22 protein-coding genes and 1 other RNA gene are annotated in these 24135 nt (G+C 53.7%); 9 read left to right on the top strand and 14 right to left on the bottom strand.

Annotated elements, in window-relative coordinates:
* Window positions 1-59 precede the first annotated feature (59 nt).
* Together OGV80_RS13070 and sdhE are read right to left on the bottom strand one after the other, a co-directional pair.
* On the bottom strand, window positions 60-467 hold the full coding sequence (locus OGV80_RS13070) for a protein YgfX (RefSeq protein ID WP_043017506.1): 408 nt from the start codon (window positions 465-467) through the stop codon (window positions 60-62).
* Complete coding sequence (gene sdhE, locus OGV80_RS13065) at window positions 448-714, bottom strand: FAD assembly factor SdhE (protein WP_016154349.1); 267 nt, start codon at window positions 712-714, stop codon at window positions 448-450. The genes OGV80_RS13070 and sdhE overlap by 20 nt, the downstream gene beginning before the upstream one ends.
* 256 nt (window positions 715-970) lie before the next feature.
* Between sdhE and ygfZ the strand changes: the two genes are divergently transcribed.
* Entirely contained in the window at window positions 971-1951 is a 981-nt protein-coding gene (ygfZ, locus tag OGV80_RS13060) for a tRNA-modifying protein YgfZ (RefSeq protein WP_043017507.1), read from the top strand.
* Between the two features lie 91 nt (window positions 1952-2042).
* Here ygfZ and trhA read toward each other — a convergent pair whose 3' ends face one another.
* Window positions 2043-2702 carry a PAQR family membrane homeostasis protein TrhA gene (gene trhA / locus OGV80_RS13055; protein WP_087051219.1) on the bottom strand — a complete coding sequence of 220 codons (660 nt, stop codon included), beginning with the start codon at window positions 2700-2702 and terminating at the stop codon, window positions 2043-2045.
* Window positions 2703-2865: 163 nt separating this feature from the next.
* Window positions 2866-3177 carry a N(4)-acetylcytidine aminohydrolase gene (yqfB, locus tag OGV80_RS13050; RefSeq protein WP_047408909.1) on the bottom strand — a complete coding sequence of 104 codons (312 nt, stop codon included), beginning with the start codon at window positions 3175-3177 and terminating at the stop codon, window positions 2866-2868.
* 52 nt (window positions 3178-3229) lie between these two features.
* Between yqfB and OGV80_RS13045 the strand changes: the two genes are divergently transcribed.
* Both OGV80_RS13045 and bglA read left to right on the top strand, forming a co-directional pair.
* Window positions 3230-3958, top strand: a complete 729-nt coding sequence (locus OGV80_RS13045; protein WP_008785744.1) for a MurR/RpiR family transcriptional regulator — start codon at window positions 3230-3232, stop codon at window positions 3956-3958.
* Window positions 3959-4077: 119 nt separating this feature from the next.
* Window positions 4078-5511 (top strand): 6-phospho-beta-glucosidase BglA, encoded by a 1434-nt coding sequence (bglA, locus tag OGV80_RS13040; protein ID WP_043017510.1) that lies wholly within the window; start codon window positions 4078-4080, stop codon window positions 5509-5511.
* 94 nt (window positions 5512-5605) lie between these two features.
* On the opposite strand, the gene OGV80_RS13035 is transcribed toward bglA, so the two are convergent.
* The 8 genes from OGV80_RS13035 to OGV80_RS13000 form a co-directional block, all read right to left on the bottom strand.
* Window positions 5606-6349 carry an SDR family oxidoreductase gene (locus OGV80_RS13035; RefSeq protein ID WP_043017511.1) on the bottom strand — a complete coding sequence of 248 codons (744 nt, stop codon included), beginning with the start codon at window positions 6347-6349 and terminating at the stop codon, window positions 5606-5608.
* Window positions 6350-6427: 78 nt separating this feature from the next.
* Entirely contained in the window at window positions 6428-9301 is a 2874-nt protein-coding gene (gcvP, locus tag OGV80_RS13030; protein WP_043017512.1) for an aminomethyl-transferring glycine dehydrogenase, read from the bottom strand.
* Window positions 9302-9478: 177 nt separating this feature from the next.
* Window positions 9479-9868, bottom strand: coding sequence for a glycine cleavage system protein GcvH (gcvH, locus tag OGV80_RS13025; RefSeq protein ID WP_003026965.1), 390 nt, complete (start codon window positions 9866-9868; stop codon window positions 9479-9481).
* A 25-nt stretch (window positions 9869-9893) separates the two neighbouring features.
* Window positions 9894-10988 (bottom strand): glycine cleavage system aminomethyltransferase GcvT, encoded by a 1095-nt coding sequence (gene gcvT / locus OGV80_RS13020; RefSeq protein WP_047408905.1) that lies wholly within the window; start codon window positions 10986-10988, stop codon window positions 9894-9896.
* Window positions 10989-11440: 452 nt separating this feature from the next.
* On the bottom strand, window positions 11441-12643 hold the full coding sequence (gene ubiI / locus OGV80_RS13015) for an FAD-dependent 2-octaprenylphenol hydroxylase (protein ID WP_286515082.1): 1203 nt from the start codon (window positions 12641-12643) through the stop codon (window positions 11441-11443).
* A gap of 81 nt (window positions 12644-12724) precedes the next feature.
* Window positions 12725-13903, bottom strand: coding sequence for a 2-octaprenyl-6-methoxyphenyl hydroxylase (gene ubiH, locus OGV80_RS13010; protein ID WP_286515080.1), 1179 nt, complete (start codon window positions 13901-13903; stop codon window positions 12725-12727).
* Window positions 13900-15225: a Xaa-Pro aminopeptidase gene (gene pepP, locus OGV80_RS13005; protein WP_286515078.1), complete on the bottom strand. Its 1326-nt coding sequence runs from the start codon at window positions 15223-15225 to the stop codon at window positions 13900-13902. The genes ubiH and pepP overlap by 4 nt, the downstream gene beginning before the upstream one ends.
* Before the next feature lie 24 nt (window positions 15226-15249).
* Window positions 15250-15828: a YecA/YgfB family protein gene (locus OGV80_RS13000; RefSeq protein ID WP_003026978.1), complete on the bottom strand. Its 579-nt coding sequence runs from the start codon at window positions 15826-15828 to the stop codon at window positions 15250-15252.
* A 167-nt stretch (window positions 15829-15995) separates the two neighbouring features.
* On the opposite strand from OGV80_RS13000, the gene zapA reads away from it, so the two are divergent.
* The 3 genes from zapA to OGV80_RS12985 all read left to right on the top strand — a co-directional run bounded on the left by zapA (window position 15996) and on the right by OGV80_RS12985 (window position 17166).
* Window positions 15996-16325: a cell division protein ZapA gene (gene zapA, locus OGV80_RS12995; RefSeq protein ID WP_003026980.1), complete on the top strand. Its 330-nt coding sequence runs from the start codon at window positions 15996-15998 to the stop codon at window positions 16323-16325.
* A 41-nt stretch (window positions 16326-16366) separates the two neighbouring features.
* Window positions 16367-16550, top strand: a non-coding RNA gene (gene ssrS / locus OGV80_RS12990) — 6S RNA.
* A gap of 19 nt (window positions 16551-16569) precedes the next feature.
* Entirely contained in the window at window positions 16570-17166 is a 597-nt protein-coding gene (locus OGV80_RS12985) for a 5-formyltetrahydrofolate cyclo-ligase (protein WP_087052031.1), read from the top strand.
* Between the two features lie 381 nt (window positions 17167-17547).
* Here the strand turns inward: OGV80_RS12985 and serA are convergent, their stop codons facing one another.
* Window positions 17548-18780: a phosphoglycerate dehydrogenase gene (gene serA, locus OGV80_RS12980; RefSeq protein WP_043017518.1), complete on the bottom strand. Its 1233-nt coding sequence runs from the start codon at window positions 18778-18780 to the stop codon at window positions 17548-17550.
* 271 nt (window positions 18781-19051) lie between these two features.
* Window positions 19052-19711: a ribose-5-phosphate isomerase RpiA gene (gene rpiA, locus OGV80_RS12975; protein ID WP_047408891.1), complete on the bottom strand. Its 660-nt coding sequence runs from the start codon at window positions 19709-19711 to the stop codon at window positions 19052-19054.
* A 159-nt stretch (window positions 19712-19870) separates the two neighbouring features.
* Here rpiA and argP point away from each other — a divergent pair, with 159 nt between their 5' ends.
* From argP to meaB, 3 genes are all read left to right on the top strand, one after another.
* Entirely contained in the window at window positions 19871-20764 is an 894-nt protein-coding gene (argP, locus tag OGV80_RS12970; protein ID WP_043017520.1) for a DNA-binding transcriptional regulator ArgP, read from the top strand.
* Window positions 20765-20997: 233 nt separating this feature from the next.
* Window positions 20998-23142, top strand: coding sequence for a methylmalonyl-CoA mutase (gene scpA / locus OGV80_RS12965; protein WP_047408885.1), 2145 nt, complete (start codon window positions 20998-21000; stop codon window positions 23140-23142).
* Window positions 23135-24130, top strand: coding sequence for a methylmalonyl Co-A mutase-associated GTPase MeaB (gene meaB, locus OGV80_RS12960; protein ID WP_043017522.1), 996 nt, complete (start codon window positions 23135-23137; stop codon window positions 24128-24130). Before scpA ends, meaB begins: the two co-directional genes overlap by 8 nt.
* The last annotated feature ends 5 nt before the right edge of the window (window positions 24131-24135 follow it).

Below are 24135 nucleotides of genomic sequence, written 5' to 3'. Positions count from 1 at the left end.
CCTACTTTATTGACCGAACCGAGACCTTAAAGCTGCGCCCCACCAGGCATTTATCGACGTTATCCCTGCTTCGCCTGTTGCAGTATTAACCGTCGCAAATCCCGCCACTCAGCATCATCCATACTGTCTGCCGCCAGCCACAAATGCTGACGCTTTCCGACATCAGAACGCAAACGCAGCATCATGCCCGTTTTGACCATCCAGGGTGCGCTAACAATAGACCACTCTTGCCCTTGCCAGCGCAGTCGACCGTTCATCAACAGCCGAATCTCGCCCTGACAGGCGTTAATTCGGCGCTGGCTTCGGACGCTATCGAACACCACCAGAGAGAGCAGAACCAGCCATAATGGGGTGTAGCTCAATGGCCAGGGCATCAATAAAATGAATACCGCCACCAGCCCATGAATGAGCAGCGAAAGCCATTGCGCGCGCCATGAAACGCGTAAATCAGATTGCCACTGGACCACGTTCCCGATTCCGTGTCTGGATAAGTCGCACCATCTGCTCCAACTGAGCATCAGCTGGTTTCCCATGATTCATCAACCAGTTAAACAAGTCTGGATCATCACATTCTAGCAGACGGATAAAGATACGTTTTTCTTCGTCACTTAAGCTGTCGTATTCATGTTCGAAAAACGGCATGATCGAGATGTCCAACTCGCGCATACCGCGACGGCATGCCCAATGAATACGCGCTTTGTTGTTAATATCCATGTTCTTCTCCCTGTCTCGCGAAAACGAAGTATCCCGCTATTGTAACGTGTTTTTCCCGCACATTTACGGGAATATCATTAAACGGAAGCGTGTTCGCTAAATAAAACCGCATTAAGTCAAAGGATTCAGCATTTTTGGATGTCTCCTCGCAAAGCTTAATATATGGCACAAATAGCCTGTTTAAACCGCTTGCAATGGGCCATAGCTCTTTTACCATTAGTCATTATCACTGCGTTAAGCAAATCAGGACATTATTATGGCTTTTACATCTTTTCCTCCTCGCCAGCCTTTCGCGTCAACGCGTTTGCCTCTGACGCTAATGACGCTCGATGACTGGGCGCTCGCCACCATCACCGGTGTCGACAGTGAGAAGTATATTCAGGGTCAGGTCACGGCGGATGTCAGCCAGATGACCGAGCATCAGCACCTGTTGGCTGCACATTGTGACGCCAAAGGTAAAATGTGGAGCAACCTGCGTCTGTTCCGCCAGGGTGACGGTTTTGCATGGCTTGAGCGCCGTAGCCTGCGTGATGCGCAGCTCACTGAGCTGAAAAAATATGCGGTTTTCTCGAAGGTGGCGATTGTCCCGGACGACGAGCGAGTACTGCTGGGTGTAGCGGGGTTCCAGGCGCGTGCGGCGCTGGCCAATCTCTTTAGCGAATTACCAAACAGCGATAAACAGGTTATTACTGACGGTTCTTCCACCCTGTTGTGGTTCGAACATCCTGCTGAGCGTTTCCTGCTGATCGTTAATGTTGCAACGGCGGAAACCCTGGTAGAGAAGCTGCGCGGTGAAGCGGAGTTAAATAACAGCCAGCAGTGGCTGGCGCTGGATATAGAAGCAGGTATTCCTGTTATTGATACTGCCAACAGTGCGCAGTTTATTCCGCAAGCCACCAATCTGCAGGCACTGGGCGGGATCAGTTTTAAAAAAGGCTGCTATACCGGTCAGGAAATGGTTGCTCGCGCAAAATTCCGCGGAGCCAACAAACGCGCCATGTGGACTCTGGCAGGTGCGGCCAGTCGGGTACCAGAAGCGGGTGAAGACCTGGAGCTGAAAATGGGCGAGAACTGGCGCCGTACCGGCACCGTACTCGCCGCGGTGCAACTGGCTGATGGTCAGATACTGGTGCAGGTTGTGATGAATAACGATATGGAAGCCGACAGCGTGTTCCGCGTTCGTGACGACGCGAAAACGCTGCATATTGTGCCGCTGCCGTATTCACTGGAAGAGTAAAAGATTAACGCCGGATGGCGCTACGCTTATCCGGCCTACAGGCACATTTTGTAGGCCGGATAAGGCGTTAGCCGCCATCCGGAATCAAGGATTACGCCTGTCCAACATACAAATAAATCGCCAGAAAGTGGCAAACGCTGCCGCCCAGCACAAAGCCGTGCCAGATAGCATGGTTGTATGGAATACGCTTACAAACGTAGAAAATTACGCCCAGCGAATACACCACACCACCAACGGCCAGCAACGTCACGCCCCCCACAGCCAGTTTAACCGCCAGTTGATACACCACAATCAGTGATAGCCAGCCCATTGTCAGGTAGGTTACCAGTGAGAGAACCTTAAACCGGTGCGCAATGGTCAGTTTGAATAAAATACCGATCAGCGCCAGGCTCCAGATAACAATCATCAACCCACGTGCCAGTGGCGAATCCAGTCCCACCAGCAGAAATGGTGTGTAGGTCCCGGCAATCAGCAGATAAATCGCACAATGGTCGAATTTTTTCAGCCAGACTTTCGCTCTCTGATGGGGGATCGCGTGATACAAGGTTGAGGCGAGAAACAGCAGGATCATGCTGCCGCCGTACAGGCTATAGCTGGTTATCGCCATAACGCTGGCGTTGGTATCCACTGCCTGGACCAGCAATAACACCAGTCCGACAATCCCAAACACCAGCCCGATACCGTGACTGATGCTGTTGGCTATTTCCTCTGCCAGCGAATATCCCTGCGCGATTAATGGCTTCTGAACCATAACTTACTCCCGAGAAACGTGCACTATCGTGATTGCTCCTCTAGCGTAACTGAGAATGGTTCCAGTGAACACCTGTTAGCTAAAATAATTCCCAGATAAAAATTAACCCATAAAAATCATTATGTTAATTTTATAATTTCAGCTAACAGGCGTACCTTTATAATTAAAGGCATTTAAAATCAATCACATAAAATTGCGTTTGATCCGGGTAAATCTCAGCAATGACATGTTTAAGTTCTTCAAGCGTCATATTTTCCTGCTGGGCATGTTTTTCCGTCAGCATATCCAGCGTAACGGTTGAGGTGCCAACAACCTCAATCGTGCAGAAGTATCCCTCATCCTCAAAGCGTCCAACCCGTAGAATGTCACCGGTTTTGAAGTGTGATTCGGACTCGTCACGAATGGTGATGGTTTTGCGTCCGGCCAGAATGTCATCCTGGAAACGCTGAAAAAAAGTGATGTCATTTGGCTGCATGTTATTATTCCCTGTAGATGAAGTCTGATGAGTGAGTTTTGCCATTGTGAGTATGTTCTCCCACGCTGCCATCGCCAGTCTCAACAATCTTGAGATGCTGGTCTACAACTATGTCATCAAAAACCGTGACAAAGTCATGTACATGACCATTCGCGAACTGGCCGATGCCGTGGGCGTTTCTACAACCACCGTGCTGCGCTTTTGCCGCAAGCTTAAGTGTGAAGGTTACTCAGAATTTCGCGTACGCTTCAAATTATATTTAGAGCAGAATGAACCGCAACAGGCTAATTTCGGTGCCAGCGAAATCATCAGCTTCTTTAAAGGCGTCAATAACGACGAGTTCGATAATCTGCTCGATCAGGCTGTTGATATTATATTATCCTCCGAACGTATTATATTCGTCGGAGCGGGAACATCCGGAGCTTTAGCCAAATATGGCGCACGTTTTTTCTCAAATGTCGGAAAATTCAGTAATCACATTGATGACCCTTATTTCCCGGTAACGAATGATATGGCCAGAAATGCGCTGGCGATCGTGCTTTCCGTTTCTGGTGAAACAGAAGAGATCCTGCGTTTTGCCAGCCAGTTCAGCCTGCACAACTGTAAGGTCCTGTCGGTCACCAGCCATGAACATTCGCGTCTGGCGAAACTCGCTGACTTTAACCTCTCCTGGCACGTTCCACAAACGCGCATTGCCGGGGTATACGATATAACCACGCAAATCCCTGTTATTTATATTCTGGAATCACTTGGCCGCAAGCTGGCGAAAAGAATAGCGTAAAAAAACAATCTGTTTTTTTGATGTAACAAATCACATTAACGCTATTTTGTTATAGCGTGACATTTATCTTTCCTTTGTTAGACTCAAAATCAGATTGTATTAATTTGAGACTGACGCAGATGAAAAAACTTACCTTACCAAAAGATTTTTTATGGGGCGGCGCGGTGGCGGCGCACCAGGTTGAAGGAGGCTGGAACAAAGGTGGTAAAGGCCCCAGCATTTGCGACGTACTGACCGGTGGCGCACACGGCATTCCGCGGGAAATCACTCAGGAAGTTGTGCCAGGTAAGTACTATCCCAACCACGAAGCCGTTGATTTTTACGGTCATTACAAAGAAGACATTAAGCTGTTTGCCGAGATGGGCTTCAAATGCTTCCGTACGTCAATCGCCTGGACCCGCATCTTTCCTCAAGGGGACGAAACCCAGCCAAACGAAGAAGGACTAAAGTTCTACGACGACATGTTTGATGAACTGCTTAAGTACAACATCGAGCCGGTCATCACCCTTTCTCACTTTGAAATGCCGCTGCATCTGGTCCAGCAGTACGGTAGCTGGACCAATCGTAAAGTCGTCGATTTCTTTGCCCGATTTGCTGAAGTGGTCTTTGAGCGCTACAAACACAAGGTCAAGTACTGGATGACCTTTAACGAGATCAACAACCAGCGAAACTGGCGCGCGCCACTGTTTGGTTATTGCTGCTCCGGCGTGGTGTATACCGAGCATGAAAACCCGGAAGAAACTATGTACCAGGTGCTGCACCACCAGTTCGTGGCCAGCGCTCTGGCGGTGAAAGCCGCACGTCGCATCAACCCGGAAATGAAAGTCGGCTGCATGCTGGCGATGGTGCCACTGTACCCATACTCCTGTAAGCCTGAAGATGTGATGTTCGCCCAGGAGTCTATGCGTGAGCGTTACGTTTTCACCGACGTTCAACTGCGCGGCTACTATCCATCCTATGTGCTGAACGAATGGGAGCGCCGCGAATTCAACATCCGAATGGAAGCTGGCGATGAGCAAATCCTGCGAGAAGGCACCTGCGACTATCTCGGATTTAGCTACTACATGACCAACGCGGTAAAAGCGGAAGGCGGCAGCGGCGATGCCATTTCCGGTTTTGAGGGCAGCGTGCCGAACCCACACGTAAAAGCATCCGACTGGGGCTGGCAGATTGATCCGGTCGGCCTGCGTTACGCGTTATGCGAACTGTACGAGCGCTATCAGAAGCCGCTGTTTATCGTTGAAAACGGATTTGGCGCTTACGACAAAGTGGAAGAAGACGGCAGCATCCACGATGACTACCGCATCGACTACCTGCGCGCCCACGTTGAAGAGATGATGAAAGCGGTGACCTATGATGGCGTAGACCTGATGGGCTACACGCCGTGGGGTTGCATCGATTGCGTCTCGTTCACCACCGGCCAGTACAGCAAACGTTACGGCTTTATTTACGTGAACAAACACGACGACGGCACCGGCGATATGTCGCGTTCACGCAAGAAAAGTTTTAACTGGTACAAAGAGGTCATTGCCAGCAACGGCGAGAATCTGTGATTTTTTACCAGATGGCGACGTAAGCATCTTATCCAGCCTACAGGTTATGCGCCCGTAGGCTGGATAAGCACAGCACTATCCGGCCATTAAATCTCTACTTCCCGCCAGCCAGTTCCAGAAAACTCCCCGTCACATATGATGCCTTCTCGCTCAGCAGCCAGGTAATCGCCTGCGCGACCTCCTCCGGCTGTCCGCCGCGCTGCATAGGTAACGAGGATTTCACTCGATCAACCCTTCCCGGCTCGCCGCCAGACGCGTGCATTTCAGTGTAGATAAGACCCGGTCGCACACAGTTCACGCGGATCCCTTGCGCCGCAACCTCCAGCGCCAGGCCGGTGGTAAGCGTGTCTACTGCGCCTTTTGAGGCCGCGTAATCAACATATTCGAAAGGGGCGCCAAGCCTTGACGCTGCCGAAGAGACATTCACAATCGCCCCACCTTGCCCTCCATGTTTGAACGACATGCGCTTTACCGCTTCCCGACAACACAAAAAATAGCCGGTAACATTGGTTGCCAGTACGCGGTTGATTCTTTCGGCAGTCAGGCTTTCCACCGTGCTCTGTTCAAACAAAATCCCGGCATTATTCACCAGCGCAGTCAGCGGCTCCCCTTCGCGGTCAATGGACTCAAACATCGCCCCAACCTGACTTTCATCGCTGATATCAGCCCGCAGAGCAAACGCCTTTCCCCCGGCAGCGGCAATGATATTCACCACCTCGGTTGCAGCACGAATATTATGGTGAAAATTAACGGCCACCGTGTAACCCTCTTGCGCTAACTGCAGCGCGGTTGCCCGACCAATACCGCGACTACCACCCGTAACAAGTGCGATTCCCATGGATACCTCCAGATATGAAAAAGCCGGGAGGCGGCTTCGCCTTACCCGGCCTGGAAACTGCTTTACTACGCGGAAAAGTTACTGATATTCACTCATCGGCACGCAGGAACAGAACAGATTACGGTCGCCGTAAACATCATCAAGGCGTTTCACGGTCGGCCAGTATTTGTTCGCAACACCTGCCGGGAAGACGGCGATTTCGCGGCTGTAACCATGATTCCACTCCGCGACCAACTCGTTTTGCGTGTGCGGGGAGTTAACCAGCGGGTTGTCTGTAAGCGGCCATTCACCAGCTTTCACGCGGTCGATCTCAGCGCGGATTGCCAGCATTGCGTTGATAAAGCGATCCAGTTCCACTTTGCTTTCAGATTCGGTCGGTTCCACCATCAGCGTACCCGCAACCGGGAACGACATGGTCGGCGCATGGAAACCGTAATCGATCAGACGCTTGGCAATATCCAGTTCACTGATACCGGTCTCTTCTTTCAGCGGGCGAATGTCGAGAATACATTCATGCGCCACGCGACCATCACGACCGGTATACAGCACCGGATAAGCATCTTTCAGACGGCTGGCAATGTAGTTAGCGTTAAGGATCGCCACCTGGCTTGCCTGTTTCAGACCTTCTGCGCCCATCATACGGATGTACATCCAGCTAATTGGCAGAATGGATGCGCTACCGAACGGTGCGGCAGACACTGCGCCCTGACGGGTTAGCATTCCTTCAATCTGAACTACGCTGTGGCCCGGTACGAACGGCGCCAGATGCGATTTAACGCCGATCGGCCCCATACCTGGACCGCCGCCGCCGTGCGGAATGCAGAACGTTTTATGCAGGTTGAGGTGCGATACATCTGCGCCGATAAAGCCCGGCGTAGTGATCCCAACCTGAGCATTCATGTTCGCGCCATCAAGGTAAACCTGACCGCCAAACTGGTGCACAACGTCGCACACTTCGCGGATCGTTTCTTCATATACGCCGTGGGTGGACGGATAGGTCACCATGATGCAAGAAAGGTTCGCAGCATGTTGTTCTGCTTTTTCACGCAGGCAGGCAAGGTCGATATTGCCATTCTTATCACAGGCGACAACCACGACCTGCATCCCCGCCATTTGTGCGGAAGCCGGGTTAGTACCGTGGGCGGAGGCCGGGATCAGGCAGATATCGCGATGGCCTTCGTTACGGCTTTCGTGATAATGACGAATCGCCAGCAGGCCCGCATACTCGCCCTGCGCGCCGGAGTTCGGCTGCATGCAGACGGCGTCATAACCGGTCAGTTTTACCAGCCACTCGGAAAGCTGGCCGATCATCTGGTGATAACCTTCCGCCTGCTCTGGCGGGCAGAACGGATGCAGCTCAGCAAATTCAGGCCAGGTAATAGGGATCATCTCGGCAGCGGCGTTGAGCTTCATGGTGCAAGATCCCAGCGGGATCATCGCCTGGTTCAGCGCCAGATCTTTGCGCTCCAGCGAGTGCATATAACGCATCATCTCAGTTTCGCTGTGATAGCGATTAAACACCGGATGGCTGAGGATCGCATCGTCACGCAGCATACTGTCCTGAATTGAACGGCTATCGAGCGCCACGTCTTTATCCAGCGTGTCGATGCTCAGGCCGTGGCTGTCGCCCAGCAGAACATTGAACAGCTGCACCACGTTTTCACGGGTAGTGGTTTCGTCGAGCGTAATGCCTACCGCGTTATGGATGTCGCTGCGCAGGTTGATTTCTGCCGCTTCAGCACGCGCCAGAACCGCCGCTTTATCGGTCACTTCAACACACAGCGTGTCAAAGTAGTGCGCATGACGCAGCTTTAAGCCTTTCTGTTGCAGACCGGCTGCCAGAATATCGGTCAGACGATGGATGCGATTTGCAATGCGTTTCAGGCCAACCGGGCCATGATACACGGCATACAGGCTGGCGATGTTGGCCAGCAGGACCTGTGAGGTACAAATGTTAGAGTTCGCTTTCTCGCGGCGGATATGCTGCTCGCGAGTCTGCATCGCCATGCGCAGTGCGGTATTACCCGCCGCATCTTTGGAGACGCCGATAATACGTCCTGGCATGGAGCGTTTGAATTCGTCTTTAGCAGCAAAGAATGCCGCGTGCGGGCCGCCGTAGCCCATCGGTACGCCGAAGCGTTGTGCAGAGCCGAAAACGATATCCGCACCCTGTTTGCCCGGTGCAGTCAACAGTACCAACGCCATAAAGTCGGCAGCGACGCTGACCACAACTTTACGGGATTTCAGCTCAGCAATCAGTGCGCTGTAGTCGTGCACTTCACCGGTGGTGCCAACCTGTTGCAGCAGCACGCCAAACACATCCTGGTGATCCAGCGCTTTCGCCGCGTCATCAACTATGACGTCAAAGCCAAAGGTTTCTGCACGGGTGCGTACAACGTCCAGCGTTTGTGGATGAACATCAGCCGCCACAAAGAAACGGTTGGCATTTTTCAGTTTACTGACGCGTTTGGCCATCGCCATGGCTTCAGCCGCCGCAGTGGCTTCATCCAGCAGAGAGGCGGAGGCCATATCCAGACCGGTCAGATCCAGCGTCACCTGCTGGAAGTTCAGCAGTGCTTCCAGACGTCCCTGAGAGACTTCCGGCTGATACGGCGTGTATGCGGTGTACCAACCTGGGTTTTCCAGCATGTTACGCAGGATAACCGGTGGCAACTGCACGGCGGTGTAGCCCATGCCAATGTAGGACGTGAAGCGCTTGTTACGCCCGGCGATGGCTTTTAATTCAGCCAGCGCAGCGTATTCGGTCGCCGCCTCGCCAACCTGCGGCGGGGTTGCGAGCTGAATGTCTTTCGGCACAATCTGGCCGATCAGCGCGTTTAACGACTCGGCGCCAACCGCATTCAGCATCTCTTGCTGCTGCGCGGCGTCCGGTCCGATGTGGCGTTCAATGAAAGCGCCGCTGTTTTCAAGCTGGCTTAACGTCTGTGTCATGGGCGATGGTTCCTGAAACGTGCAGTGAATCGTAGGTGTCTCTACTTACCTGAATACGCAAAATAATTCGCGTTGCAGGACGGCGGCGACGCAGCGCATCCCCAGGAGCTTACATAAGTAAGTGACTGGGGTGGGCGAGGAAGCCAACACACCTGCAACGTGAAGAATGAAGCGTATTTATTCGTCTTCTAACAATGCTTCGTATGCGGTCGCATCCAACAGCGATTCAATTTCGCTTTCATCACTGGCTTTGATTTTAAAGATCCAGCCACCCGCATACGGCTCGCTGTTGACCAGTTCCGGGGAGTCGCTGAGCGCGTCGTTAACCGCAACAATCTCACCGCCTACTGGCGCATAGATATCGGATGCCGCTTTTACGGACTCCGCAACGGCGCAGTCATCGCCCGCGCTGACGGTAGCGCCAACTTCGGGCAGGTCAACGAAAACCATGTCACCTAACAGCTCCTGAGCGTGTTCGGTGATACCCACGGTGTAAGAGCCATCAGCTTCTTTGCGCAGCCATTCGTGTTCTTTGCTGTATTTCAGTTCTGCAGGTACGTTGCTCATCAATCAATCTCCAAAAAAGGATGAATTACGCGACGGCTTTGCCGTTACGCACAAAAACAGGTTTAGTCACTTTTACCGGCATTTCACGGTTACGGATCTGTACGATTGCGGTCTCACCGATACCCGCAGGTACACGCGCCAACGCGATGCTGTAACCCAGGGTTGGGGAGAATGTCCCGCTGGTGATAATGCCTTCCTGCTGGTTGCCCGAAGCATCGGTGAAACGCACCGGCAGTTCATTACGTAGCACACCTTTCTCGGTCATCACCAGCCCGACCAGCTGTTCATGACCTTTTTCACGCTGCATTTCCAGCGCTTCACGACCGATAAAGTCGCGGTCAGCCGGTTCCCATGCGATGGTCCACCCCATATTGGCCGCCAGCGGTGAAATTCCTTCGTCCATCTCCTGCCCGTACAGGTTCATACCGGCTTCCAGACGCAGCGTGTCGCGCGCGCCGAGACCGCAAGGTTTGACACCTGCTTGTACCAGCGCACGCCAGAAATCTGCCGCCTTTTCATTCGGCATGGCAATTTCATAGCCAGCTTCGCCGGTATAACCGGTAGTTGCGATAAATAAATCACCCGCCTGAACGCCAAAGAACGGCTTCATGCCTTCTACCGCCTGGCGCTGCTCGTCAGTAAACAACGTAGCTGCTTTTTCCTGCGCATTAGGCCCCTGCACCGCAATCAGCGACAGGTCGTCACGAACGGTGATGTCGATAGCATAAGGTTCAGCGTGTTGGGTAATCCAGGAGAGGTCTTTTTCGCGGGTGGCGGAGTTTACAACGAGGCGGAAGAAGTCTTCAGTGAAGTAATAGACAATCAGGTCATCTATCACGCCGCCCGAAGCGTTGAGCATCCCGGAGTAGAGGGCTTTACCCGTCTTCGTTAGCTTCGCGACGTCGTTTGCCAGCAGATAACGCAAGAACTCCCGGGTGCGGCTACCGCGCAGGTCGACGATGGTCATATGCGACACATCAAACATTCCGGCATCGGTGCGAACAGCATGGTGTTCATCAAGCTGAGAACCGTAATGCAGTGGCATCATCCAGCCATGGAAATCTACCATGCGCGCGCCACATAGCGTGTGTTGTTCGTACAAAGGAGTCTGTTGAGCCATCTTTTCCTCGTTGAATAAGCGGGGCTACCAACTCTTTCGCGGTGAAATTTTCGCCACGAAACCCAGCACCGCAGCCGCTCCAGGGGCTACGACGCAAACGTTCTCTTTGTCCTGAACTTACCACCGAAACAGGCGCTAAACCATAAGTCAAAATTAACCATCACATTAGCTTATGGCCAAAAACGGCCAGATCGCCAGCAGAATAAAATTCCAGAGATATAGCGATTAACCAGAATAACAATCAAAGATAAACGCGAATTTACCGCACCAATCCACATTAAATGTGGAAAAAATGTCAAAAATGGCGTTATGAAAAAAACGTAATATTAAAAAAACTAATGCGAAAAAAGGCGTGGAATTAGATTATTTCAAATGAGAGAAGTGCCCCGGCGCGCAGGCCGGGAGAGGAAAGTGTGACGGGTCTCAAACTCTTTAGATTGTCCTTACGGACGCTAGCGTAGCCACTCGGGAAGATCGTTCAGCCCCATCGCCTGACGGATGAGCTGTGGTTTTACACCAGGCAGGGTATCGGCCAGTTTCAGCCCGATATCACGCAGCAGTTTTTTCGCCGGATTCTCGCCGGCAAACAGCTCACGAAAGCCCTGCATTCCGGCCAGCATCATTGCTGCGCTGTGCTTACGGCTGCGCTCGTAGCGGCGTAAATAGAGATACTGACCAATATCTTTACCCTGACGTTGTAGCCGCTTAAGTTCATCGATCAGCTCCGCCGCATCCATAAAGCCAAGGTTAACCCCCTGACCCGCCAGCGGGTGGATAGTATGCGCCGCATCCCCCACCAGCGCCAGACGATGGGCGGCGAACTGACGGGCATAGCGTCCCGTCAGCGGAAACGCCTGACGTTCGCTTTCAAGGCTGCACAGCCCCAGACGATTATCAAAAGCGATATTCAGCGCCTGATTAAACTCATCAACGCTTGCCTGCTGCATACGTTCTGCTTCCTGCGGAGAGAGCGACCAGACGATAGAACACAGGTGCGGATCGCTGAGCGGCAGGAATGCCAGGATCCCCTCGCCGTGAAACGCCTGACGGGCAATCGCGCCGTGCGCTTCCTGCGTACGGATAGTCGCCACCAGCGCATGATGGCGGTAATCCCAGAAGGTGAGCGGAATGTCAGCTTTATTGCGCAGCCAGGAGTTAGCACCATCGGCACCGACGACCAGACGCGCCGTCAGCATTGCGCCATCTTTGAGAGTCAGAAATGCCTCGTTCTCCCCCCAGGCCACCTGCTGTAATTCGGCGGGCGCCATCAGCGTAATATCCGCTGAACGCTGCGCCTTTTGCCACAGCGCATAATGAATCTCTGAGTTTTCAACGATGTGACCCAAATGGCTGTAGCCCATGCTTTGGTCATCAAACGCAATACGGCCAAAGCTGTCTTTGTCCCAGACTTCCATGCCGTGGTAGCAGCAAGCGCGACGGGCAACAATGTCGGACCAGACGCCAAGACGGGTAAGCAGTTTTTCGCTGGCGGCATTAATGGCCGAAACGCGAAGCTGAGGAGGTGCATCCGCCGTCAACGGCTGTGGAACATGTTGTTCTAATACAGCAACGCGCAACCCGCAGCCCTGCAAGCCGCAGGCAACCGCCAGTCCTACCATGCCGCCACCAACAATTGCTACATCAACACTTTGCACTGTTTACTCCTGGAAACCGGAACAATCAAAACCGTAGGCCGGATAAGGCGTTTACGCCGCCATCCGGTCTACTGGCCATATTTATCGCGCGACCCAACCCAGGGTCCGCTCCGCCAGCGCATCGCGCGCGGGTGTGAATAATTCCATCGCCATCAGCCCGACGTTGCGCCCAACAACCAGCGGAGCCCAGCGATTGGCAAACAAATACACTAAATTGTTGGTCACACCAATCGTCGTCTCGCGATCGCGTTCGCGACGCTGCTGATAGCGTGCCAGCACCGCATAATCACCGATATCTTCCGCGTTGTTTTGCGCCTGCGTCAACGTCTCAGCCAGGCTCATTACGTCACGCAGACCAAGGTTAAAACCTTGTCCGGCAATAGGATGCAGCGTCTGGGCTGCGTTCCCAACCAGCACGATACGATGGGTAATCGCTTTTTGCGCCGAAGTTAACGAAAGCGGATAGGCGTTGCGTTTACCTGCCTGAGTAATACGCCCCAGCCGCCAGCCAAACGCGGTTTGCAGTTCACGGCAAAACCGTTCGTCGGACCAGGCCATTAACTCATCACGCCGTTCCAGCGGATGGCACCACACCAGCGAACAGCGGCCATCAGACATCGGCAACATTGCCAGCGGACCATATTGCGTGAAGCGTTCAAACGCCCGCCCGTCATGCGCAACAGAAGTCGTGACGTTGGCAATTACTGCCAGTTGTTCATAGGGCTGCTGCTGCCAGTCAACGCCGCAGGCGGTAGCCAGCGCGGAACGTGTACCGTCAGCGGCGACCACCACGCGACCGGTAATAACCTCGCCATTCTCCAGCGTGACCTCAACATGTTCCTGCGTACGCGCCACGCTGGCTACGCGATCGGGACAATGCAGCGTGACGCCCGGCGCTTTACGCAGCAGCGCAAACAGACGCAGCCCGACATCGTGCAGTTCTACCACCTGGCCCAGCGCTGGAATACGGTATTCCTGCGCATCCAGCGTCACAAATCCGGCATGGCCGCGATCGCTGACGTGAACCGTTTTGATTGCCGTTGCGCAATCGGCAATCGCTTGCCATACGCCAATTCGCGCCAGCTGTTGGCAGGTCCCTGCCGCCAGCGCGATCGCCCGGGCGTCAAACCCAGGATGGCGGTCAGTTTCAGGTTCGCTCGCTTCTATAAGATGAACCGGCAGAGTCCCATGGCTGAGCTGAGAAATAGCCAGCGCCAGCGTCGCGCCAACCATACCACCACCGACGATAATCACGCTCATTGCAGTCGAGCCGCGGCCATTAAGGCTTCAATGTCATCCGCTCTCTTCACCACGCTGGCGGTCAGGTTTTCATTGCCGTCTTCGGTGATGAGGATGTCATCTTCAATACGAATGCCAATACCGCGATAAGCAGGCGGTACATCGGCGTCCGGCGCGATATACAGCCCCGGCTCGACGGTGAGTACCATTCCTGGCTCAAGAATGCGTGAACGGTCCTGACCGTAAACGCCGACGTCATGCACATCCAGCCCCAGCCAGTGGCTAAGACCATGCATAAAGAATGGGCGGTGCGCATTTTCGGTAATTAGCTGGTCGACCTCGCCGTGCAGAATGCCAAGCTTCACCAGACCCGTAATCATGATGCGCACCACCTCTCCGGTGACGTCCTGGATGGACGTTCCGGGACGATACAGACGCAGGCTGATTTCTAAGGATTCCAGCACAATGTCGTAAATTTCACGCTGTGCCGGGGTAAATTTACCGTTTACCGGGAAGGTACGCGTAATGTCGCCCGCATAGCCTTTGTATTCACAGCCAGCATCAATCAGCACCAAATCGCCATCGCGCATTTCACTTTCATTTTCGGTGTAATGCAGGATACAGCCGTTTTCACCGCTGCCGACAATCGTGTTATAGGACGGATAACGCGCACCATGGCGGGTAAATTCGTGGTGAATCTCACCTTCCAGCTGGTATTCAAACATTCCCGGACGACATTTTTCCATCGCGCGGGTATGCGCCAGCGCAGTGATCTCTCCGGCACGGCGCATGACCGCAATTTCTTCCGCTGATTTGAACAGGCGCATTTCATGCACCATTGGGCGCCAGTCGATAATCGCGGCGGGCGCGTGCAGATTTTGTCTGGCGCCTTTACGCAGTTTATCCAGCGCCGTGCACACAATCTCATCCGCCCAGGCATACTCGCCCTGCGCGTGATACACCGCGTCCAGGCCATTGAGCAACAGGTGCAATTGTTGGTTGATTTCACTGAAGGCCAGCGCCCGATCAACGCCGAGTTTTTCCGGCGCGGCATCCTGGCCCAGACGGCGGCCAAACCAGATCTCCGCCGTCAGATCGCGAACCCGGTTGAACAAAACGCTGTGGTTATGAGTGTCATCACTTTTAATCAGCACCAGCACGGCTTCAGGTTCGTTAAAACCGGTGAAGTACCAGAAATCACTGCTTTGGCGGTACGGGTATTCACTGTCCGCGCTACGCGTCGCTTCAGGCGCGGCAAAAATCAGCGCGGCGCTGCCAGGCTGCATTTGTGCCAGTAATGCCTGGCGACGACGCTGGAATTCTTGCTGAGATATCTCGCTCATCACACTCTCCTTTGCGTTTCGTTCTTAGTGCAGAGTCGGTTTACGGACTTCCGGCGCGGTCGGCTGCTGACGCGTAAACGTGTCATGACACAGCAAAGCGGCAACGCGCACGTATTCAATTATCTCTTCGAGCGACATTTCCAGCTCTTCCTGATCTTCGTCTTCGTCATATCCCAACTGGGCGATATTGCGCAAGTCGTCAATCGCTTCCCCGGTTTCACCGGTCACTTTGTCGAGCTTCGGCTGCGTCACGCCAAGCCCCAGCAAAAAGTGGTTTACCCACCCCGCCAGCGCATCGGCGCGATCGAACACGCTGACGTCATCGCCTTCTGGCAGATAAAGCTGAAAAAGGAAGCCGTCGTCCTCAAGGGCATCGCTGGTAGCAGAGTGCATTTTCAGCAGTGCCTGAGCCAGCTCGTGGCCGAAGGCCAGACCTTCGTTCGTCAGGTCGTGCAGCAGCGGCTGCCATGAGCTGTCGTTGTTGCCGCCGCAAATCATCCCGCTGATTAAGCCGTGCATTTCGGCCGGGGTTAATCCAGCCCCTTGTTGGTTCAAAAACTGGCTAACTTCGTTGTAGCCAGGCATTTCGTTCTGTATAGACATAAGCATTCGTCATCAAAGGGAGGAATATTCATGGTATGCTACCACTTTGGACCCTGGTGGACCAGAAAAGGGCTTGTATCTTGATACCAGGGTAGCTATAGTGTCGCCCCTTCGCGGACCCAAGGTCTGGAGACGAAGGCAGCGCAGTCAATCAGCAGGAAGGTGGCATGTCTGCACAACCCGTCGATATCCAAATATTTGGCCGTTCACTGCGAGTGAATTGCCCGCCTGAACAAAGGGATGCGTTGAATCAGGCTGCGGACGATCTCAATCAGCGATTGCAAGATCTGAAAGTTCGCACTAGAGTCACAAATACTGAGCAGTTGGTTTTCATCGCCGCGTTGAACATCAGCTATGAATTAACTCAGGAAAAAGCGAAGACGCGTGAGTACGCGGCGAGCATGGAACAACGTATTCGGATGCTACAACAGACCATCGAACAGGCGTTGCTTGATCAGGGTCGCATAACCGAAAAAACGGGCCAAAACTTTGAATAACACTTTTCGGTTTACTGTGGTAGAGTGACCGTGAAGACAAAATTTCTCTGAGATGTTTGCAAGCGGGCCAGTCCCCTGAGCCGATATTTCATACCACAAGAATGTGGCGCTCCATGGTTGGTGAGCATGCTCGGCCCGTCCGAGAAGCCTTAAAACTGTGACGACACATTCACCTTGAACCAAGGGTTCAAGGGTTACAGCCTGCGGCGGCATCTCGGAGATTCCCTTCTACCTGGCAACAGCCATGACATTACTTTCTGAACTCCCTTTATCCCGACAAGAAATCCGTCAACTGATTCGTCAGCGTCGTCGTGCGCTTACCTCCGAACAGCAGCGACAATATGGTCAGCAAGCCGCGACCCGAATGCTCAGTTATCCCCCTGTTGTACTCGCTCATACCGTGGCGGTATTCCTCTCGTTTGATGGCGAACTCGACACTCAACCGTTGATCGAACAGCTGTGGCGAGCGGGTAAGCGCGTCTACCTTCCGGTTCTTCATCCCTTTAGCCCTGGCAACCTGCTGTTCCTGCACTATCATCCGCACAGCGACCTGGTAACCAATCGCTTAAAGATTCAGGAACCACGACTTGATGTCCGCGACGTATTGCCGCTGTCACAGCTGGATGTACTGATTACGCCGTTAGTGGCGTTTGACGAGGGTGGACAACGACTGGGCATGGGCGGCGGATTTTATGACCGTACGTTGCAAAACTGGCAACAGCATAAGATCCAACCCGTGGGCTACGCACATGATTGCCAGTTAGTGGAAAAGCTGCCTGTCGAAGAGTGGGATATCCCACTGCCTGCGGTGGTAACGCCGTCCAAAATTTGGGAGTGGTAGCCGTTTTTTGCCGATTGACAGCGCCGTTTTTTTGACCTAAATTCCTCGGTGAAGGGTGAGGGAGGCGAACCTCCCTCCTGCGTACTCTCTGTTAATATGCTGGCCAAGCGATGATTAACAGGATCAGCAGCATGATGACGTATCTCATCATCGTCCCTTTCCTTTTTAGAGCCCCTGCTTCGCCAGGGGCTTTCCCGTTTCAGCGCGATGCTGAGCCTCTATCGTAAATTCCTTTTAGTGCTGTACAACACGCAGCACTGCCTTTAGTTGCCAATTGCGGCAAGGCTCGAAAACAGAATGTATGCGTTACAGAAAGAAATTTTGAGGCCGGGAAATCAGAGGAAAGATGGGCAGGTCAACCGCCTGCCCATGTAGAGGAAATCAGTACAGCAGACGCGCGCGAATGGTTCCCGGAAGGGCCTTCATCGCCAGCAGCGCTTTCTCCGCCACATCTTCATCCGCTTCAATATCAATAACCACATAACCTACCTGTGCGGAAGTCTGCAGATACTGCGCGGCAATGTTGACGCCCTGCTCGGCAAAAATCTGGTTCAGCGCGGTCAAAACGCCCGGACGGTTTTCGTGAATGTGCATCAGACGACGACCACCGTGCAGCGGCAGCGAAACTTCCGGGAAGTTAACCGCAGACAGCGTAGAGCCGTTGTCGGAATACTTGGTCAGTTTCCCAGCCACTTCCAGACCGATGTTTTCCTGTGCTTCCAGCGTGGACCCACCGATATGCGGCGTCAGGATCACGTTGTCGAAATCACACAGCGGCGAGGTGAACGGATCGCTGTTAGAAGCAGGTTCCGTTGGGAAGACGTCGATGGCCGCTCCCGCCAGATGTTTTGTTGCCAGCGCATCACACAGCGCAGGAATATCGACAACCGTACCGCGTGCGGCGTTGATCAGCAGTGCGCCTGGTTTCATCAGCGCAATCTCATGCGCGCCCATCAGATTTTTGGTGGAGGCGTTTTCCGGTACGTGCAGGCTCACCACGTCGCTCATATTGAGCAGGTCGGAAAGATGCTGAACCTGGGTGGCGTTGCCAAGCGGGAGTTTATTTTCAATATCATAGAAATAGACATGCATCCCCAGCGATTCCGCCAGAATGCCCAACTGAGTACCAATGTGGCCGTAGCCGATGATCCCCAGTTTTTTGCCACGCGCTTCAAACGAGCCGGTAGCCAGTTTATTCCACACGCCGCGGTGTGCTTTGGCGTTCGCTTCGGGTACGCCGCGTAGCAGTAGTAGCAGTTCGCCAATCACCAGTTCCGCAACGGAACGCGTGTTAGAGAATGGCGCGTTGAACACGGGGATCCCACGCTTTGCCGCTGCGCTCAGATCAACCTGGTTGGTGCCAATGCAGAAGCAGCCAATCGCGACCAGTTTCTCTGCGGCGTCAATCACATCTTCCGTCAGATGGGTACGGGATCGCAGGCCAATGAAGTGGGCATCACGGATGGACTCTTTCAGTTGCTCAGTGTCCAGAGCGCCTTTGTGAAACTCGATGTTGGTATAACCTGCTGCACGAAGGCTTTCGAGCGCTTTTTGGTGTACGCCTTCAACCAGCAGAAATTTAATCTTATCTTTCTCCAGTGATACCTTTGCCATTTCCCCGACCCTGTCTTTTTTTGTTCAAACTGATGTGTTGTGTGTGGGATTTTCATCCGTCTCTTCAACATATCAAAAAATAATATTGCGGCAATATGAACGTTTGCGTCGCCGTGCTGAAGAAATGTCATTCAACGAGAAATGTCAGAGGAAAATACTGGCGATAACTTTTTCTTTGGAGAGATCGGCAGGACAATATTATAAACGTGACACAAGTCACCAAATTTGCCCTGCCAAAATTTTTTTAACGGGAGAAGACGCTCCCGTCAGATCATTTTACGATAGTTTTCACGCCATCTGGCGTACCGATCAGCGCGACATCCGCACCACGGTTGGCAAACAGACCGACGGTTACCACACCCGGAATCCCGTTGATGGCATTTTCCAGCGCGATGGCGTCGAGGATCTCCAGACCGTATACATCGAGGATCACGTTGCCGTTGTCCGTCACGACGCCCTGACGGTATTCAGGACGACCGCCCAGCTTCACCAACTGGCGAGCCACAGCGCTGCGCGCCATTGGGATCACTTCAACCGGCAGCGGGAAGTTGCCGAGAATATCGACTTCTTTAGACGCATCCGCGATACAGATAAATTTCTTCGCTACGGAAGCAATGATTTTTTCACGGGTCAACGCTGCGCCGCCGCCCTTGATCATCTGCATGTGGCCGTTAATTTCATCCGCGCCGTCAACGTATACGTCGAGGCTGTCAACTTCGTTAAGGTCGAACACGTGGATGCCAAGGCTTTTGAGTTTTTCGGTCGAGGCGTCCGAACTGGATACCGCACCTTCAATCTGACCTTTCATTGTGCCCAGCGCATCAATAAAGTGTGCGGCTGTTGAACCTGTACCTACGCCCACAATGGTACCGGGCTGTACATACTTAAGTGCCGCCCATCCTACTGCTTTTTTCAGTTCATCCTGCGTCATGATCGTTTCGCCTGTGGTGGGAAAATTCACGCGCATTATAGAACATTGCGCAGAAAAATGTCCCCACACCCGCTCGCAAGCGGCGGATTTCGTCTTTACCCAATCAAAAATTGTGTCATAGTGCAGAACAAGCAAAAATTTCAGGAGTGCGTCAAAGCAATGAAACGTCCGGACTACAGAACACTACAAGCACTGGATGCGGTTATTCGTGAACGAGGATTTGAGCGCGCGGCGCAAAAGCTGTGCATCACGCAATCCGCCGTTTCACAGCGCATAAAACAGCTTGAGAATATGTTCGGACAACCGTTGCTGGTGCGTACCGTACCACCACGCCCAACCGAGCAAGGGCAGAAACTGCTGGCGCTTTTGCGTCAGGTTGAACTGCTGGAAGACGAGTGGCTGGGCGATGAACAAACCGGCTCAACGCCGCTGCTGCTCTCGCTAGCGGTGAACGCCGACAGTCTGGCAACCTGGTTACTTCCGGCGCTGGCCCCGGTACTGGCAAATTCACCGATTCGCCTGAACCTGCAAGTTGAGGATGAAACGCGCACCCAGGAACGTCTGCGTCGTGGTGAAGTGGTCGGTGCGGTGAGTATTCAGCATCAGGCACTGCCAAGCTGTCTGGTGGATAAACTTGGCGCACTGGACTATCTGTTTGTTGGATCAAAACCTTTCGCCGAGCGTTATTTCCCTAACGGCGTCACCCGCTCTGCCCTGCTGAAAGCCCCGGCGGTAGCGTTTGACCATCTTGATGATATGCACCAGGCATTCCTGCAACAAAATTTCGACCTGCCGCCAGGCAGCGTACCATGCCATATCGTTAACTCGTCTGAAGCCTTCGTTCAACTGGCTCGTCAGGGAACCACCTGTTGCATGATCCCACATTTACAGATTGAGAAAGAGCTGGCAAGCGGCGAACTTATCGACTTAACACCGGGCCTGTTCCAGCGTCGGATGCTGTACTGGCATCGCTTTGCGCCGGAAAGCCGCATGATGCGCAACGTCACCGATGCGCTGCTGGCCTATGGCCACAACGTGCTGCGTCAGGATTAAACCGTTTATTCCTCCTGAGTGCCGGATGGCGGCGTAACGCTTTATCCGGCCTACAAGCCTTATACCCTCTTTTCATGCTATTCCCGCCACGTCTTTGAAATACATCACAAAATAAAACACGCCGCGCGGCAAAAAACGACGTCCTGTTGGCTATTTTTTGCTGGCGACAAGCCAAATGAAAAAGCACACCGTATTCGCAAAGATTCAACTTATTGCGTAATACGGAGCAAAAAATGGCAAACGTGCAGGAGTGGCAAACACTCGCCAATAAAGAACTCAGCCGACGGGAAAAAACCGTCGAGTCGCTGGAAAGACAGACAGCGGAAGGGATTGCCATCAAGCCGCTGTACACTGAAGCAGACCTCGATAATCTGGAAGTCACGGGCACCCTTCCCGGCCTGCCGCCTTACGTGCGCGGCCCACGCGCCACCATGTATACCGCACAGCCGTGGACCATTCGTCAGTACGCCGGTTTTTCTACCGCCAAAGAGTCCAACGCCTTTTACCGCCGCAACCTCGCCGCCGGGCAAAAAGGGCTTTCCGTCGCCTTTGACCTTGCCACCCATCGTGGCTATGACTCAGACAACCCACGCGTGTCGGGAGACGTCGGTAAAGCCGGCGTGGCGATCGATACCGTCGAAGATATGAAGGTACTGTTCGACCAGATCCCGCTGGATAAGATGTCGGTATCGATGACCATGAACGGCGCGGTGCTGCCGGTACTGGCGTTTTATATCGTCGCAGCAGAAGAACAAGGCGTAACGCCGGAACAGCTCACCGGGACCATTCAGAACGATATTCTGAAAGAGTACCTGTGTCGCAACACCTACATTTATCCACCAAAACCGTCTATGCGCATTATCGCCGACATCATCGCCTGGTGCTCCGGCAACATGCCGCGCTTTAACACCATCAGCATCAGCGGCTATCACATGGGTGAAGCTGGGGCAAACTGCGTGCAGCAGGTGGCCTTTACGCTGGCAGACGGTATTGAATACATCAAAGCCGCACTTTCCGCCGGACTGAAAATAGATGACTTCGCCCCGCGCCTGTCGTTCTTCTTCGGCATCGGCATGGATCTGTTTATGAACGTCGCCATGCTGCGCGCGGCGCGATATTTGTGGAGCGAAGCGGTCAGCAGTTTTGGCGCGACGAACCCAAAATCTCTCGCTCTGCGTACCCACTGCCAGACCTCCGGCTGGAGTCTGACCGAGCAGGATCCTTACAACAACGTGGTACGTACCACCATTGAAGCGCTCGGCGCTACGCTCGGCGGCACCCAGTCGCTGCATACCAACGCCTTTGATGAAGCGCTCGGTTTGCCCACCGATTTCTCCGCCCGTATTGCGCGTAATACGCAAATCATCATTCAGGAAGAATCAGAGATCTGCCGCACCGTCGATCCGCTGGCCGGATCGTATTACGTCGAGTCACTCACCGATCAAATCGTCAAGCAGGCGCGTACGATCATCAAGCAGATTGACGAGGCAGGTGGCATGGCGAAAGCGATCGAAGCCGGGCTCCCTAAACGGATGATCGAGGAAGCTTCCGCGCGCGAACAGTCGCTGATCGACCAGGGTAAGCGCGTTATTGTTGGCGTGAACAAGTACAAGCTGGATAAAGAAGACGAGACGTCGGTACTGGAGATCGACAACGTGAAGGTGCGTAATGAGCAAATTGCTTCGCTGCAGCATATCCGCGCCACCCGCGACAACGATGCCGTTAAAACAGCACTATCCGCGCTGACCCACGCCGCGCAGCATAATGAAAACCTGCTGGCAGCCGCCGTCAACGCCGCCCGCGTTCGCGCCACGCTCGGTGAAATCTCCGACGCGCTGGAAGTCGCCTTTGACCGATATCTGGTTCCCAGCCAGTGCGTTACCGGCGTGATTGCGCAAAGCTATCACCAGTCTGATAAATCCGCCGATGAGTTTGACGCTATCGTTGCGCAAACCGAACGCTTCCTCGCGGAAAATGGCCGTCGCCCGCGCATTCTGATCGCCAAGATGGGCCAGGACGGCCACGATCGCGGCGCGAAGGTGATCGCCAGCGCCTACTCCGATCTCGGTTTCGATGTCGATCTCAGCCCGATGTTCTCCACACCAGAAGAGATCGCCCGTCTGGCGGTAGAAAACGATGTGCATGTAATAGGCGCATCGTCACTGGCGGCAGGCCATAAAACGCTGATCCCGGAGTTGGTTACCGCACTCAAAAAATGGGGGCGTGAAGATATCTGTGTGGTAGCAGGAGGCGTTATTCCGCCACAGGATTACGCCTTCCTGCACGAGCATGGTGTAGCAGCCATTTATGGCCCCGGCACGCCAATGCTCGACAGCGTCCGCGATGTGTTGACCCGTATCAGTCAACATCATGATTAACGCCGCCACGCTTGAGGATACCGTCCGCCGCTTGCGACTCGGTGAAAGAGCCACACTCGCCCAGGCAATGACGCTGGTCGAAAGCAACCACCCGCGCCACCAGCCGTTAAGTACGCAATTGCTGGACGCGATTATGCCGTTCACCGGTAACGCCCTGCGCTTAGGGATCACCGGCACGCCGGGCGCGGGTAAAAGTACGTTCCTGGAAGCATTCGGTATGCTGCTCATCCGCCACGGATTACGGGTGGCGGTGATCGCCGTCGATCCCAGCAGCCCGGTCAGCGGCGGCAGCATTCTTGGTGATAAGACCCGCATGACGGAGCTTGCCCGCGCAGAATCTGCATTTATTCGCCCGGTCCCTTCCAGCGGTCATTTAGGCGGCGCCAGCCAGCGCGCCCGCGAATTAATGCTGCTGTGCGAAGCGGCTGGCTTTGACGTGGTGATTGTAGAGACCGTCGGCGTTGGACAGTCAGAAACCGAAGTCGCAGGTATGGTGGATTGCTTTATCTCACTGCAAATCGCTGGCGGTGGCGACGATTTACAGGGTATCAAAAAAGGCCTGATGGAAATGGCGGATCTGGTCGTCATCAATAAAGACGACGGCGAGAACCATACCAGCGTTGCAATCGCCCGCCATATGTACGAATCCGCCCTGCACATTTTGCGCCGTAAATATGACGAGTGGCAGCCGCGGGTTCTGACCTGTAGCGCCCTGGAAAAACGCGGCATTGAGGAAATCTGGCAGGCGATAACCGACTTTAAAACATGCCTGACCGCCAGCGGTCGACTGGAAAAAGTTCGCCAGCAGCAGGCGGTGGACTGGTTACATCAGCAGGCTGAAGAAGAAGCGCTGCATCTGCTGTTTGCCCGGGCTGATTTCGACCGTTATTTCCAGCAGACGCTGCAGGCTGTCAAAAACAATGATCTTTCGCCGCGCACCGGTCTGCGGCATATCAGCGAATTTATCCAGCATCATTACTTTCAATAAAGAGA

The sequence above is a fragment of the Citrobacter sp. Ce119 genome (assembly GCF_030334525.1).
GTDB lineage: Bacteria > Pseudomonadota > Gammaproteobacteria > Enterobacterales > Enterobacteriaceae > Citrobacter > Citrobacter europaeus.
Note: the sequence above shows the minus strand (reverse complement) of the source record. Positions and strands in the feature narration are given on the sequence as shown.

What these genes read in the sequence shown, in the direction of transcription:
- sdhE (WP_016154349.1), bottom strand. Translation starts at nt 714, where the DNA reads ATGGATATTAACAACAAAGCGCGTATTCATTGGGCATGCCGTCGCGGT.
- ygfZ (WP_043017507.1), top strand. Translation starts at nt 971, where the DNA reads ATGGCTTTTACATCTTTTCCTCCTCGCCAGCCTTTCGCGTCAACGCGT.
- trhA (WP_087051219.1), bottom strand. Translation starts at nt 2,702, where the DNA reads ATGGTTCAGAAGCCATTAATCGCGCAGGGATATTCGCTGGCAGAGGAA.
- yqfB (WP_047408909.1), bottom strand. Translation starts at nt 3,177, where the DNA reads ATGCAGCCAAATGACATCACTTTTTTTCAGCGTTTCCAGGATGACATT.
- OGV80_RS13045 (WP_008785744.1), top strand. Translation starts at nt 3,230, where the DNA reads ATGTTCTCCCACGCTGCCATCGCCAGTCTCAACAATCTTGAGATGCTG.
- bglA (WP_043017510.1), top strand. Translation starts at nt 4,078, where the DNA reads ATGAAAAAACTTACCTTACCAAAAGATTTTTTATGGGGCGGCGCGGTG.
- OGV80_RS13035 (WP_043017511.1), bottom strand. Translation starts at nt 6,349, where the DNA reads ATGGGAATCGCACTTGTTACGGGTGGTAGTCGCGGTATTGGTCGGGCA.
- gcvP (WP_043017512.1), bottom strand. Translation starts at nt 9,301, where the DNA reads ATGACACAGACGTTAAGCCAGCTTGAAAACAGCGGCGCTTTCATTGAA.
- gcvH (WP_003026965.1), bottom strand. Translation starts at nt 9,868, where the DNA reads ATGAGCAACGTACCTGCAGAACTGAAATACAGCAAAGAACACGAATGG.
- gcvT (WP_047408905.1), bottom strand. Translation starts at nt 10,988, where the DNA reads ATGGCTCAACAGACTCCTTTGTACGAACAACACACGCTATGTGGCGCG.
- ubiH (WP_286515080.1), bottom strand. Translation starts at nt 13,903, where the DNA reads ATGAGCGTGATTATCGTCGGTGGTGGTATGGTTGGCGCGACGCTGGCG.
- pepP (WP_286515078.1), bottom strand. Translation starts at nt 15,225, where the DNA reads ATGAGCGAGATATCTCAGCAAGAATTCCAGCGTCGTCGCCAGGCATTA.
- OGV80_RS13000 (WP_003026978.1), bottom strand. Translation starts at nt 15,828, where the DNA reads ATGTCTATACAGAACGAAATGCCTGGCTACAACGAAGTTAGCCAGTTT.
- zapA (WP_003026980.1), top strand. Translation starts at nt 15,996, where the DNA reads ATGTCTGCACAACCCGTCGATATCCAAATATTTGGCCGTTCACTGCGA.
- OGV80_RS12985 (WP_087052031.1), top strand. Translation starts at nt 16,570, where the DNA reads ATGACATTACTTTCTGAACTCCCTTTATCCCGACAAGAAATCCGTCAA.
- serA (WP_043017518.1), bottom strand. Translation starts at nt 18,780, where the DNA reads ATGGCAAAGGTATCACTGGAGAAAGATAAGATTAAATTTCTGCTGGTT.
- rpiA (WP_047408891.1), bottom strand. Translation starts at nt 19,711, where the DNA reads ATGACGCAGGATGAACTGAAAAAAGCAGTAGGATGGGCGGCACTTAAG.
- argP (WP_043017520.1), top strand. Translation starts at nt 19,871, where the DNA reads ATGAAACGTCCGGACTACAGAACACTACAAGCACTGGATGCGGTTATT.
- scpA (WP_047408885.1), top strand. Translation starts at nt 20,998, where the DNA reads ATGGCAAACGTGCAGGAGTGGCAAACACTCGCCAATAAAGAACTCAGC.
- meaB (WP_043017522.1), top strand. Translation starts at nt 23,135, where the DNA reads ATGATTAACGCCGCCACGCTTGAGGATACCGTCCGCCGCTTGCGACTC.